At 67.8% G+C, this 13676-nt stretch carries 12 protein-coding genes; 2 read left to right on the plus strand and 10 right to left on the minus strand.

Translation table 11 applies throughout. From position 1 onward, the window contains the following. Positions 1 to 161: 161 nt before the first annotated feature. The 6 genes from ASG37_RS01370 to ASG37_RS01395 all read right to left on the minus strand — a co-directional run bounded on the left by ASG37_RS01370 (position 162) and on the right by ASG37_RS01395 (position 5549). A complete protein-coding gene (locus ASG37_RS01370) occupies positions 162 to 1520 on the minus strand; it encodes a sensor histidine kinase (protein ID WP_082447917.1) in 1359 nt (452 codons plus the stop codon). Then, complete coding sequence (locus ASG37_RS01375; RefSeq protein WP_055755485.1) at positions 1517 to 2236, minus strand: response regulator; 720 nt, start codon at positions 2234 to 2236, stop codon at positions 1517 to 1519. Before ASG37_RS01375 ends, ASG37_RS01370 begins: the two co-directional genes overlap by 4 nt. Positions 2237 to 2321: 85 nt before the next feature. Then, the gene (locus ASG37_RS17225; RefSeq protein ID WP_162233442.1) at positions 2322 to 2789 is read right to left on the minus strand and encodes a hypothetical protein; all 468 of its coding nucleotides are present in this window, start codon (positions 2787 to 2789) and stop codon (positions 2322 to 2324) included. Positions 2790 to 2913: 124 nt separating this feature from the next. Continuing rightward, positions 2914 to 3606 (minus strand): glutathione binding-like protein, encoded by a 693-nt coding sequence (locus tag ASG37_RS01385; RefSeq protein ID WP_055755487.1) that lies wholly within the window; start codon positions 3604 to 3606, stop codon positions 2914 to 2916. A gap of 63 nt (positions 3607 to 3669) precedes the next feature. Then, the gene (locus ASG37_RS01390; protein ID WP_055755488.1) at positions 3670 to 4335 is read right to left on the minus strand and encodes a phytanoyl-CoA dioxygenase family protein; all 666 of its coding nucleotides are present in this window, start codon (positions 4333 to 4335) and stop codon (positions 3670 to 3672) included. Beyond that, positions 4332 to 5549 (minus strand): SGNH/GDSL hydrolase family protein, encoded by a 1218-nt coding sequence (locus tag ASG37_RS01395; protein ID WP_055757168.1) that lies wholly within the window; start codon positions 5547 to 5549, stop codon positions 4332 to 4334. The genes ASG37_RS01390 and ASG37_RS01395 overlap by 4 nt, the downstream gene beginning before the upstream one ends. 208 nt (positions 5550 to 5757) lie before the next feature. Here ASG37_RS01395 and ASG37_RS01400 point away from each other — a divergent pair, with 208 nt between their 5' ends. Further along, on the plus strand, positions 5758 to 6672 hold the full coding sequence (locus ASG37_RS01400; RefSeq protein ID WP_156349004.1) for a PAS domain-containing protein: 915 nt from the start codon (positions 5758 to 5760) through the stop codon (positions 6670 to 6672). Here ASG37_RS01400 and ASG37_RS01405 read toward each other — a convergent pair whose 3' ends face one another. Genes ASG37_RS01405 through ASG37_RS01415 form a run of 3 tightly spaced genes read right to left on the minus strand, consistent with a single transcriptional unit; the run spans position 6673 to position 9422 of the window. Next, positions 6673 to 8316, minus strand: coding sequence for a pilus assembly protein TadG-related protein (locus tag ASG37_RS01405; protein ID WP_055755490.1), 1644 nt, complete (start codon positions 8314 to 8316; stop codon positions 6673 to 6675). Beyond that, positions 8317 to 8727 (minus strand): TadE/TadG family type IV pilus assembly protein, encoded by a 411-nt coding sequence (locus ASG37_RS01410; RefSeq protein WP_162233443.1) that lies wholly within the window; start codon positions 8725 to 8727, stop codon positions 8317 to 8319. 29 nt (positions 8728 to 8756) lie between these two features. Continuing rightward, positions 8757 to 9422 (minus strand): hypothetical protein, encoded by a 666-nt coding sequence (locus ASG37_RS01415; protein ID WP_055755492.1) that lies wholly within the window; start codon positions 9420 to 9422, stop codon positions 8757 to 8759. Between the two features lie 285 nt (positions 9423 to 9707). On the opposite strand from ASG37_RS01415, the gene ASG37_RS01420 reads away from it, so the two are divergent. After that, positions 9708 to 12665 carry a TonB-dependent receptor gene (locus ASG37_RS01420; protein ID WP_055755493.1) on the plus strand — a complete coding sequence of 986 codons (2958 nt, stop codon included), beginning with the start codon at positions 9708 to 9710 and terminating at the stop codon, positions 12663 to 12665. Positions 12666 to 12793: 128 nt separating this feature from the next. On the opposite strand, the gene ASG37_RS01425 is transcribed toward ASG37_RS01420, so the two are convergent. Then, positions 12794 to 13663 carry an acyl-CoA thioesterase gene (locus ASG37_RS01425; protein ID WP_055755494.1) on the minus strand — a complete coding sequence of 290 codons (870 nt, stop codon included), beginning with the start codon at positions 13661 to 13663 and terminating at the stop codon, positions 12794 to 12796. Between the last annotated feature and the right edge of the window lie 13 nt (positions 13664 to 13676).

The raw sequence follows: 13676 nt of genomic DNA on the forward strand, positions 1-13676 counted from the left end.
TGGCGGCAACGTCAGCGAAATTGCTCCCCTCCCTGACAAGGGAGGGGCTGGGGGTGGGTACGGTCGTGGCAGGCGCACCGGTTCCTCGCGGACCGACCCACCCCCGACCCCTCCCTTCCAGGGAGGGGGGAAGCCGAACGCCTCATTGACGGCCATCCACCCTACCGCGGTAGCCGGATCGTCGCGTCCAGCCCGCCGCCGTCGCGGTTGGCCAGCGTGATCTCACCCCCCGCATCGCCCACGATCGCGCGGGCCAGCGCGAGGCCGAGGCCGATGCCGCCGGTGCCGCGGTTGCGCGACGTCTCGATCCGGGTGAACGGATCGAACACCGCGTCCAGCCGGTCGGGCGGAATGCCGGGACCACGATCGCACACAATGATCGTCACCGCCTGCGCGCCCGTTTCGACCCGCACTTCGGCCGTGCCGGCATATTTGACCGCGTTCTCGATCAGGTTGCGCACCGCGCGGCGCATCAGATTGGGCCGCATCCTGAGCGGCACCCGCGCCGCCTCGACGAAATCGACCGCCGCGCCCAAATCGCGGAAATCCTCGACCACCGCATCGACCAGCGCCGCCACGTCGACGTCGGTCGGCGGTTCGCTCGGACGCCCCAGCCGGGCGAGCGACAGGATGTCCTCCAGCGTCGCGTTCATCTCGTCGATCGTCTCGGCCATGCGCTGGCGATCGGTATCGTCCTCGACCGATTCGATGCGGACGCGCAGCGCAGCCAGCGGGGTGCGCAGGTCATGGCCGATCGCGCCGAGCATCCGGTCCTTTTCCTCGATCATTGCGTTAACCCGTCGGGCAAGGTCGGCGAAGGCGGCGATCAGCAGCCGCACGTCCTGCGGCCCCGACGGCTCGATCTCGGGCAGCGGCCGCCCCGGCTGGAACGCGCGCGCCGCCCCGGCCAGCCCGCGCAGCGGCTTGGCGATGCCGCGCCCGACCCACAGCACCGGCACCAGCACGATCACGTAGAGGATCAGCGTCTGCGCCAGCAATTGCCAGAGCAACCCGCGCTCGGCGATCGGCCACGGATTGTTCGCGACCAGCCAGCCACGCCCCGGCAGTTCCACCACGACCCCGATCATGGCACCCATCCGCCGCAACCGTTCGACCCGGCGCCGGTCCATCTGCCGGGCGCGGATGTCGGCTTCCTCGACCGCACGCACCCGCGCCTCGATGCGGCCGACGGTAATCCCGGCATCCGCGAAGCCGCGCCGGATCGCTGCCTCGACATCGGTTTCATGCTCGCCACCGGGCACGGCGGGGGCACGAGTGACCAGCCGGACCCCGCGCAACCGGTCGGCACGACGCGGATCGGGGACGACGGGGCGGGGCGAATTCACCCGTTCGGCGGCATCGACCAGCCGGGTGACGGCGGGCAACGTCACCTCGGCGAAGCGGAACGCGCGGCGTTCGCGCAGCAACAGGCCGAAATTGATCGCCTGCGCCACGAACAGCGCGATCGCGACCAGCAGCGCGATCTGCCCCGGCAGGCTGGCTGGCCACAGGCGTTTCACAGCCGGGTCACTTCGGAGGCCAGCGTATAGCCGCCGCCCCAGACCGTCTTGATGATCTCCGGGTTGCGCACATCGGCCTCGATCTTCTTGCGCAGCCGGCTGACCTGATTGTCGATCGCCCGGTCGAACGCCGCCGCCTCGCGCCCTTGCGTCAGGTCGAGCAACTGGTCGCGGGTCAGCACTTGGCGCGGCCGCGTCACCAGCGCGTGCAGCAGATTATATTCGCCGGTCGACAGCGGCACCGACACGCCCTCGCGATCGACCAGCGCACGCTCGCCGGTCTTCAGCACCCAGCCCGAAAAGGCGAACGATCCCGCCTCCGGCGCATGCTGGCGCACCGCACCGCTGGCGGTCCGGCGCAGCACCACCTTCACCCGCGCGGCCAGTTCGCGCGGGGAAAACGGCTTCACGACATAATCGTCGGCACCCATCTCCAGCCCGACGATCCGGTCGGTTTCCTCGGCCCGCGCGGTCAGCAGGATCACCGGCGTGTCGCCCGTCTCGCGGATGTGGCGGCACAGCGACAGCCCGTCCTCGCCCGGCATCATGATGTCGAGGATCGCGAGATCGATCGCATAGGCGTTGAGCCGCGCGCGCGCCCCCTCGGCATCGCCCGCCTGGGTCACGCGGAACCCCTGTTTGGTGAGATATTGCGCGAGCGGTTCGCGGATCGATCGCTCGTCGTCGACGAGCAACAGGTGCGGAATATCGGCCATGTCGGACATGCTAGGCGAGCCTGTAGGTCAAGGGAACCGCCGGACGGTGCCGGGAATGGCACCGTCCGGGGTCAAGGATGCGCGATCAGTCGTCGGCGCGTTCGGCGCGACGCTCCATCCGCTGTTCGCGCCATTGCTGGCGTTCGGCGGCATCGATCCGGCCATCCTTGTTCATATCCTGCCGGTCGAACGCGGCGGCGGCCTGTGCGCGATATTCCTCGCGGGTGATGACGCCGTCGCGGTTGGTATCGGCACGTTCCAGCATCCGTCCGCCACCAAAGCCGCGCGGACCACCGGGCGGGGGCGGGGAACCGGCATCACCCGCCGGACGCGGACCGCGCGGGGGCAGGGCGGTGCGTTCGGCGGCGCCGATCCGGCCGTCGCGATCGGTATCGATCGCGTCGAAACGCAGGTCGGCCCGCGCCAGTGCATCGGTGCGGGTCAGCACGCCGTCCGCCATCGGGCGGGGCGGCTGGGGAACGGACTGTTGCGCCATCGCGATGCCCGGTACGGCAAAGGCGACAAGCGAGGCGGCAAGAAGCAATGGGCGCATGAAGGACCTTTCGGTGGAACGGGGCACATCCCCGGTGGAGGATGCACCCCATATGCCCGCGACTTGTCGCCGCGCTATGTCGCCTCGCGGTTCCGATTGTCGCAGTTTGTCGCAACCCGTCGCGTCAATCCGCCTTGGGCGTGCCGAACAGGATGCGGCGCTGTTCATCGGTCATCGGCGTGTCGCCCCGACCGATCGCCTCGCCCTTGTCATACGCCGCCTTGGTCGCGGGCCGCGCGGCGATCGCGTCGAACCAGCGTTTAAGGTTGGGGAAGTCGTTCAGATCCTGCCCCAGCTTCTCGTGCGGGACGAGCCACGGATAAGACGCCATGTCGGCGATCGAATAATCGCCGGCCAGATACTCATGGGTCCCCAGTTGCTTGTCGAGCACGCCGTACAGCCGCGCCGTCTCGCGCCGATACCGGTCTTGCGCATAGGGAAGTTTTTCGGGGGCATAGACGTTGAAGTGGAAGTTCTGGCCCGACATCGGCCCCAGCCCGCCCATCTGCCACATCAGCCACTGGATCGCGTCATACCGCCCACGCGGATCGGCGGACAGGAAGCGCCCGGTCTTTTCCGCGAGGTACAGCAAGATCGCCCCCGATTCGAAGAGCGCGATCGGCTCGCCGCCGCCCGCCGGTTCGTGATCGACGATCGCGGGCATCCGGTTGTTGGGCGAGATGGCGAGAAATTCGGGACGGAATTGTTCGCCATTGGCGATGTCCACGGGCACGATGGTGTAAGGCACTGCCGCTTCCTCGAGGAACAGCGTCACCTTGTGCCCATTGGGCGTCGGCCAGAAATGCAGATCGATCATGGATGGTCCTTTCGACACGCGGTCACAGTCGTAAATGGTGCCACCCCGATCCCCTGCCAAGAGCTACACTCCCGCCCAGCGCAGCCCGCCGGGCAGGTCGCAGGCGGCATAATCGACCTGCAACACCCGCCGCCGCGACGGGTGTGCCGCCGCGTCCGACGCATGCAGGATCGGTGTCGAATAGAGCCATACGTCGCCGCGATCGGCGGTACAGACGAAGCGGGGCGATGCCGCGACGATGGCGGGAATATCGCCTTCCGCAATCCGCCCCAGCCGATGCGATCCGCCGGCCACCAGCAACGGCGCGTTGGTGCCGGGCACGGGGTCGAGGTGTACGCGCATCGTCACCATTGCGGCGAGCAAATCGGGCGGCGGCGCGACATGCTGCAACCCCTGCTTGACCGTCCATGGCCCGTAGCCGGGAATGTCATGCCGTCGTGCGACGACGATCGTCCGGTCCTGATGCCAGCCGAGCGCCCAGTTGGTGTCCGCCGTCTTGTCGAACAACAACGCCCGCACCGGCCTGGTCCGGTGGCCCAGCACCGCCGCCGCCAGTCGCCCGATCGCACCGGTGCCCGACAACAGGTCGCTCAAGGCGCCGATACCGTGCAACCGCACGCCGGCCCGTTCGGGCGGAACGTGCGCCAGTGCCGCCTCGATCGCGGTGACCGCGGTGGCGGCGGCACCAGGCAGGTGCCGTGCGCCATCGCGATCGAGGTCGGGCGTCACCGCTCGAACAGCGTCAGCGGCACGGCATCGGCCATCGCCTTGTATCCGACCGCCGATGGGTGGAGATGGTCGCCTGAATCATAGGCGGGCAGCAACCGGTCGGGATGCGCGGGATCGCGGACCGCCCGGTCGAAATCGATCACCGCGTCGAAATTGCCGGGGGTGCGAATCCACCGGTTGACCGCCTGCCGCGCCGCTTCGGCCTGCGCATCGGCGTGATAATAGTCGTTGCCGACGAACGGCATCACTGTGCCGCCGATCACGCACAACCCGCGGGATCGCGCGCGGGCGACGATCTGCGCATAGCCGGCGATCAGCCGCGCGGTATGCGCGTCGCGCGCTTCGGCGCTGACGGGCCGTTCGCGGGCGAGGCCGCCCAGATCGTTGATCCCTTCGAGCAGGATCAGATAGCGCGCGCCCGGCTGGCTCAGCACGTCGCGATCGAACCGCGACAGCGCATTGGGGCCGCTACATTCGATCAGCACGCAATTGCCGCCGATGCCGTGGTTGACCACCGCCACGCTGCGCGTCGTACGATGCGCGGCAAGCCGGCGGGCGAGTCCGTCGGTCCAGCGCGCATTTACCCCGTCCCTGGTCCCGTATCCGTCGGTGATCGAATCACCGAACGCGACGATCGCCCGCGCGGTCGGGACGGCGTCGACCTCGACGCCCGCGATCTGGAACCAGCGTTCGACCGGCGCGGCACCGGCAAAGGCGGGGTCGGCCAGCGCATCGCCCGGCGCGATCCAGCTTCGCGTGCGCGCGCCGGGATGGCCGGTCTGTTGCTGCGGCAGTTCGGCGAAGCGGATGCTGATCGCCAGATCGTCGAACGCCGCGACCGGCAGCGTGACCGGATCCGACCACCAGTCCGCCCCCGCCGGGATCGTCACGTCGCCCCGCCCGGCGAAGGTCAGCGCCCGGTCGCTTGCCTGCTTGGTCGTGGCCGCTGCCGGACCGGTGGCCAGCGCGACATGCGCGCCGGCAATCCGCAGCGGCGTCGCGCCGAAGGCGTTGGTGAACCGCACCCGCACCGCCCGCCCGCCGAGCGACAGCCGCACGATCTGACGGATGGTCGTACCGGTCGCCTGCTGCGGCGTCAGCATCTGTTCGGCATTGGTTTTCAACGGTGACGTCGTCCACCCCGCTACCCACGGCCCGGCAGCCGCCGGCGATCCGATCATCGCGGCCAGCAACACGATCACGTTCCAGCGCATGGCATCCCCCCTCTTTTTTTCGACCCGGACTAACGAACTGGTATCGCTATCACAATCGCCGCCGAAATCGGCGAAAATATACTTCGCCAAATTGCAGGTCAGTTCGCGCGCAATCACGCTGCATCTATTGATTTTTTGTCAGGTCGGTCGCTAAAGTACGATATTAATTAGTTAATTGATGTAAGTTTACTTATATTGGAGGTTGGCGGTGCTCCCATTCGACGAGACTGTTCCGACCGTACCGGTGCCGAAATCACTGTCGGTATCTTCCGCCGATCTTGCGCGCCGCTTTGGTCAGTTGCGCCAGATGCACCCCGATGATGCGATCGTCGTAACCCATCACGGCCGGCCGACCCATATACTGACCACCGTGTCGCATTACGACAGTCTGCGGCAGGTTCCGTCGGGGGACGGATCGTCGCAACCGGTGATCGACGCGGTCCAGCGCTTCGCCGATTGCCTGCGCAACGGCGTGCTCCAGATCGATTACGAGATGACCGTGCTGGTCGCGAACCAGGTCGCGCATGTGATGGTCGATCACGCCGACCGCTCGCTGGTCGGGCAGAAGATCTTCGAGGCGGTGCCGACGCTGCGCCGCTCGCTCGTCGGCACCTATGTCCGCCGCGCCGTGGCGAGCAAGGAGCCGTGTACCGCCGAATTGCCGTCGCTGTTCCGGCCGGGCAACTGGATCCGCGTCGACGTCCATCCCTATGCCCGGCATGTGACCATCTTGTTCCAGGATATTACCGACGATGTGCAGCGCCACCGGATGGGCGACCGGCGCGAGGCGATCCGCGCGGCGGTGGAGGGGCATGACGGCGTCGGCTATGCCTGCGTCAACACCCGCGGCCATATCGAACAGGTCGATGCGAGCTTTTCGGGGCTGATCCAGTTGCCCGCCGAGCGGCTGCGCCACGTCGCCGTCGCCGATCTCGTGCCGGTGGCGCACCGGGTCGCCTTTCGCAAGGCGCTCGATACCGTTCTCAGTGAAGGGGGGATCGGGACGATCGATACGGTGATGCTCAACAACGAAGGGCAGGGGGTGCCGGTGAGCGTGGCGATGTCGGAAATGCACGGCAGCTATGGCAGCGAAGGCGCGGTGCTGTTGCTGACCCGGTCCTGACTATCCCACCAGCATCGGCGTGCCGCAGCGTACGCCGTTCACCCGGACGTCGGCCTCGCCGATACGGACGCCGGCGAGGCCCGTGACCTGATCGACCACCATGTCGAGCGCGGGCGCGGCGAGTGCGAGAACGTTGCCGACGCTCGACACCAATGGACCGGCCGATAATCCGAGGCCCAGCACCCGCGCGTCGAGGTCGACATTGCGGATCAGGCTGGAGGCGACGCCCCGCGCGACGTCGTTGGTCGCGACGGTCTTGACCGTGCCGCCGTCGATCTCGCCGGCGTTGAAGGTGACGCGCTGCGCCTGCGTGCCGCCCAGCCGGATGTCGGCGAACGCCGAGACGGACGCGAGCGGCAGCGCGACGACGCGCGCCGGGCGCAACTCCATCGCCCGCTGGAAATTGCCGAGCGCCGCCGGATCGAGGTCGGCGATGGCGACCCGACTGACCGCCGGCGTCACGTCGAGCGCCGCGCTCGCCCTGGCCCGCCCGCCGTTGCAGCCGACCGAGGCCAGTTTCGCCTCCGCCTCGGCCAGTTCGACATAGATCGGGGTACGAACGGCGGCGAGGCCGAGCGGCACGTTGACCAGCGCAACGTCGAGCCACAGCCGCGTCTGCGCGGTACGGACCACCCGCTCGCCGCTGGCGCCGATCGACAGCCATGGACTGTTCGCGGCGTGTTCGCCGATTTCCAGCCACATCCGGATTTCGCCGATGCCGGGAATACCGAGGTCGACGCTGGTCTGCACCTGCCGCGTCCCGCCCGAGATGAGCAGTGATTCGCGCAGCAGGGTGAAGGCATCGCTCGCCACCGGCCGTGTCGGATCGCTGCGCACCGCGCCGGTCAGCGGTCCCAGATCGATGATCGTGTCGAGCCGCACGTTGCGGTTGGGCAGCCGCCCGGCCAATGTCCGCAGCGCCTGCGCCGCCGCAGCATTGGCGGTCGCGCCGGCCATCGCCGTCACCAGTTTGGGCAGCGCGATCCGCGTGCCGAGCACCTCGCCGAACGTCACCGCCTGCAACCCGATGTCGCTGCGCAGCAACTCGCTCATCCGCAACAGGTCGACCTGCGCCCCGGCCAGCGCAGTATAGTCCATGACGGTCAGGTGCAGTTCGGTGCCGGCCAGTTGCGACAGCAGCGCATTGGGCAGGCCGCCGCGCACCGCCGCCAGCCGCGACCCGATCGAAAAGGCGGCAAGATCGATCCGCGCGGCGGTGGCGCGCGCGGCGATCGGCGTGGCCTGTCGCCCGAACACCTGGGCGAAGATCGGCTGCATCCGGCTTTCGAGCGACACGCGCGCCGCATTGGACGGCAGCGCCCCGGCGGTGAACCGTGCGCCGGGCGCGATCGCCGGGTTGGGATCGAACCGGCCGATCGTCATCGCGGTCAGGCGGGTCTGGTTGGCCGGGGCGGTGGCGACCGCCGCCTGCGCACGGTTGGTGCCATCCTCGACCTGCGCGGCGGCGGCGAGCGCGGCGGCGTCGGCCACGCCCTGCAACCGCCGCTTTTCGAGGAACAGCGAGGCGGTATCGACCCCCAGCACCGCCGATCCGAGCAGCATCGCCAACCCGCCGGCCATCAGCATCGTGACATTGCCGTCGCGGCGATCGACCAGTCCCGACAGAGGCGCCGGCCGTCGCATCTACAGCCCCGTCAGCAACATCGTCGCGCGGCGCTCGATCGTCTTGCTCTGCGCCGGCACGATCGGCAGCGATAGCAGCGGGTTGGCGGTGCCGTCGTAGCGGGTGGTGACGGTCAGCCGCTGGCCGTCGTCCTGCACCGTCACCGTCACCGCGCTCGCGGCGACGCCATAGGTCTGCGCCAGCGTGGTACGCGCCGCGTTGGTGGCCAGCGTCGCGCGTTCGCCCTGCGTCAATCCGGCCAGCGCGGCGCGTCCGGCTTCGTTCGCGCTCTGCTGGACCGCGTGCGACATGGCGAGCCACGTCCCCCCGGTCAGGATACCGAACAGCAGCGTCAGCAGGACCGGCAAGGCCAGCGCGAGTTCGACCACCGCCGCCCCGCGCCGGTCGTGCGCCAGTGCCAATTCACGCAAAGTGCGGATACCCGGAATAGTTCGCCGAATCAGTCGCATCGCAGCCCTTCCGTTGCCGGGATCGATCGTGCCGCCACGATCAGCGCGGCGACGGCGCGCGCCGCCGCCTCGCGTGAGGCATGGCGGACCATGCTCTGTCCGCACCACCGCCGGTCCGCGCCGCGCCGGATCGACCAGACGAGCCGATAGGCGGTGCCGAGCGCGTCGGTATCGACGCTGATCGTCGCGGCGATCTCGGGCGGATCGACCACGTCGCCCCCGGCTTCGGCAACCAGACGGGTGACATCGGTGCCGAACCCTGCCGCGACGGCATCGTCACCCGGAGCGATCGTCAGGCCGGCGGTTCGGGAAACCGGCGGTATCGCGCCGGGCCCAGCCATGACGTCCGGCGAGGCCAGCGCCGGGATCGTCACCGCTGCCGGTCGTACCGTGCCGTGGATCATCGCCGCCCCGGTCAGCGCCAGCCCGATCGCGGCGACCGCCATGACCTTCGCCTCGACCGGCAGGCTGGCATAGGCGATCAGCACCGCATCGGCGATCGTCAGCGCGGCGAGCAGCAGCAGGAACGGGAGCGTCAGCAGCGTCGGATGGGCCATGCCCGCCAGCGCCAGCGCGATCTGAACCCCGGCCAGCGCCAGCGCGGCGACGGTGCCGGGCGACCATTCCCACGACCTTTCCGAAAATCGCACCAGCATCGAACCACCTTTCGGGAACGAGCATAGCCACGATTGTTCAAGCGAAGTTGCCGGACAGGTTCCCAATGATTTGCGTAATTTACGGCAATCTCCCGAAACCTGCGGCGACCGCGAACAGTCGCGACGCTCCGGCCAGCCACGGCGGCGTCGGCGCAATTTTTGATCGCATGAGGGCATCGGGACAGGTGACAGCCGTGCCAGCATGATCTACTATGTGCATATAAGTATCAAAATATGGGACACGAGTCACAGATTTCGTGATCCCGATACAGGGAGAGGAAGAACATGAAGTTCCGTATCCATGCGCGCCGTGGTGCCTCGTTCGCGGCGCTGTCGGTCGCGCTGCTTGCCGCCGTGCCTGCCGCCGCGCAGACGACCCCGGCCGACACCGGCGGCGATACCGCCACGCCGCAGACCGCCGACGAAGGCGAGATCATCGTCACCGGCTTCCGCGCCTCGCTCGACAGTGCGCTGGGCCAGAAGCGCCGTGAGACGGCGGCCGTCGACAGCATCGTCGCCGAGGACATCGGCAAGTTTCCCGACGCGAACCTCGCCGAATCGATGCAGCGCGTGCCCGGCGTGGCACTGGCGCGCGGCGACGGCGGGGAAGGGCGCAACATCTCGGTCCGGGGTCTGGGAGCGGGCTTCACCCGCGTCCGCATCAACGGCATGGAGGGCACCGCGCAGACCGGTTCGTCCGACATCTATGGCGCGGGCAACAACGGCCGCAGCTTCGATTTCAACATCTTCCCGACCGAAATCTTTTCGGCCCTGTCGGTGCGCAAGACCCCCTCGGCCGATGTCGAGGAGGGCTCGCTCGGCGCCACGGTCGACCTGACCGCGCCCAAGCCGCTCGACGCGCGCGGGGATTTCGTGCTGACCGCGACCGCGCGTGGTATCTGGAACGAATTGTCGAAACAGGTCGACCCGCGCGCTTCGTTGCTGGTGTCGAAGAAGTTCGCCGACGGCACGTTCGGCGTCCTTGCCTCGGTCGCCTATCAGAAGCGGCATCTGCGCGAGGTCGGCTATTCGGCGGTCGATATTCTGTCGGCCAATACCAACGGACTGTTCTGTTCGCCGGTCGGCGTCAATCCGCTTTATCCCGCCTTCGGAACCAAGGGCGCGACGATCGGCGACTGTTCGACCGGCAATCCGCGCACCGGATCGGTCGCGGCCTACAACACCATCCTCGGGCTGCGCCGCGCCGACCTGCCCAACACGCCGGGCAGCGGGGCGTTCTTCCCGCGCCTGCCGCGCTACCTGAATTCCGAACAGGATCAGGAACGCATCGGCGGCACCTTCACCGTGCAGTTCAAGCCCGACGACAATACCGACATCTCGGTCGACCTGCTCTATTCGCGCTTCGACGTGGAGCGTCGCGACAATTACATCGCCGGCATCTCGTTCGGTCGGTCGATCGCCAACAATGGGCAGCCGATGGTGTCGGTCCGCGATGCGCAATTCAGCGAGAACGGCTCGCTGCTTTATGGCCTGTTCGACGGGGTCGACGTGCGCTCCGAAGGGTTGGTCGACCACTTCGTCTCGACCTTCAAACAGGCCAATTTCAACCTGAAGCACCGGTTCAACGACGCGCTCGAACTGACGATGCTGGTCGGGCGCAACCAGTCGGTGTGGGACGGGCGCAAGCGGTTGCAGACGTTCATGGACGTCATCGACAGCGACAATTTCTCGATCGATTTCCGCGGCAAGGGCAGCACGCCGACGATCGGTTTCGGCTTCGATGTCGCGAACCCGGCGAACTTCACCTACGCCCCCGGCCTGTCGGACGGCACCGTGCTTGGCGGGTTCAGCTATCAGGGCAAGCCGTCCAAGAACACGACCGACAATTTCACCGGCGAGGTCAATCTCGGCTGGACCGTCGCCGAAGGCTTCACGGTCAAGACCGGCGGCCAGTATCGCGAGAGCGATTTCGTCTCGTCGTTCCTGCGGCCGTACAACGCCGACACCGTCGTCCGCGCGCTGCCCGCCGGGACCAGCCTCGCCAGCATCACCCGGCAGATCGACGGTGTCGGCGACCTGTTCGGATCGGGTGCGCCCAATAGCTGGGCGGCGATCGATCCCGACAAATGGGCCTCGACCTTCGGCTTCGATGCGGTGCGCTATTGCGGCGTCGAATGCGGCGGCGGGCGCAGCCGGGTGAAGGAGGAGATCAAGGGCGCCTATGTGATGGGCAACTTCGATCTGACCGACACGCTCGGCATCGGCGTACGCGGCGACGTGGGCGTGCGCTATATCAAGACCGACCTGTTCACCTCGGGCTATATCGCGGTCGCACCGCCCGCCGGGCAGACCTCGCCCACCAACCTCGTCGGGCAATATGCGCAGGCGCGGCGCGGCTATGACGACTGGCTCCCTTCGGCCAATGTCGTGATCGAACCGGTGCGCGACCTGTTGATCCGCCTGTCGGGGGCCAAGGTGATGACCCGGCCCGAACTCGGCATCCTGACGCCGACCAGCGGGGTCAATCCGGTGACGCGTGTCGGCAACGTCAACAACCCGTTTCTCGAACCGATCCGCGCCAACACCTTCGACGCCGCGCTCGAATGGTATTTCAAGCCGGGCTCGCTGCTGTCGGTCGCCTATTTCTACAAGGACATCAAAAGCTATATCCAGAACGTCAACAGCCAGATCCCGTTCAACCAGTTGGGGCTGCCCAACGCGCTGCTGGAGAACAGCCAGACCTCGCCCGACGAGCTGTTCACCGTGTCGCAGCCGTTCAACACGCCGGGCGGTCCGCTGCAGGGTGTCGAGGTCAACGCGCAGTTGCGGCTCGACTTCCTGCCCGGGTTCCTCGGCAATCTGGGCGTGCTGGCCAATTACACCCGCGTGACGTCGGAGATCGAATATGTCCTCGCCAGCGTGGGCGGGGTGCCGACCGTGACGACGCCCAACGATCTGGTCGGCCTGTCGAAGAACACCGCGTCGGGCACGCTGTTCTATGAGGACGATCGGTTCAGCATCCGCTCGACCGCCAATTATCGCGACCGCTTCATCCGCGGCATTCCGGCATCGCCCGGCAGCGATCTTCAGGGGAACAAGCCGACGCTCTATGTCGATGCCTCGGCATCCTATGGCATCACCGACACCATCAAGCTGATCGTCGAGGCGACCAACCTGACCGACGAGCGGAACGTCCTCTATACCGACAGCGTCCGGCAGGACACGCTGTTCGAGACGCGGATCGGCCGGACGGTGACGGCGGGCGTTAACGTGCGGTTCTGAGATTACGTCTCCCCCCCTGGAAAGGGGGGGGCGGGGGTGGGTCGGGTTGCGAGGGAACGGTAGCACCCGCCCCAGACCGACCCACCCCCAGCTCCTCCCTGGTCAGGGAGGGGCTGGGGGTGGGAGCCTCAACCCCGCGCCCGGATCAGCCCTTCCTGCGCGACGCTGGCGACCAGCCGCCCGTCGCGGGTGAAGATGCGGCCGCGATTGTGGCCGCGTGCGTGACCGGCCCATGGGCTGTCGGTGGCATAGAGCAGCCAGTCGTCGACCCGGAACGGCTCGTGCAGCCACAGCGCATGGTCGAGGCTGGCGACCTGTATCCGCTCCATCAGCCAGTTGACGCCGTGCGGCAGCATCGACGTGCCGAGCAGCATCGCGTCGCTGGCATAGGCGAGCATCGCGCGGTGCAGTTCCATATCCTCGCCGACCGGGCCGCAGATGCGGAACCAGCTCGCCTGTTCGGGGGCACGCGGCGTCGGGTCGAGCCAGTGGCGGCCCGAGGCGGGGCGAAATTCGAGCGGTCGTGCCTTGGCGAGCAGCGGGGTGAGGCGTTCGGGAATCCGGTCGCGCATCGCCTCGATCAGATCGGCCTCGGTCGGCAGGTCCTCGGGCGGGGGCACGTCGGGCATCGCGTCCTGATGGTGCATGCCCTCTTCGGGCAGGTGGAACGAGGCGGCCATGTTGAGAATCGCCTGTCCGCGCTGCATCGCGATCACCCGCGCGTTGGCGAAGCTGCGCCCGGCGAAGTCGCGCTCCACCCGGTAGACGATCGGATGCGCCTCGTCGCCCGGCCGCAGGAAATAGGCGTGGAGCGAATGGGCGATCTTGTCGCCGCCGATCGAGCGCTGCGCCGCCTGCAACGCCTGTCCGATCACCTGACCGCCGAACACCCGGCCGACCCCGCCGGGGTTGCGCGCGCCCCGGTAGAGGTCGGTATCGATCGTCTCGACGTCGAGCAGCGCGGTGAGGTTCGCGACCAGGGTCGTGCTATCGGTCATGGCTGCTCCAACG

The organism is Sphingomonas sp. Leaf407, assembly GCF_001425385.1.
In the GTDB taxonomy this organism is placed as follows: domain Bacteria; phylum Pseudomonadota; class Alphaproteobacteria; order Sphingomonadales; family Sphingomonadaceae; genus Sphingomonas.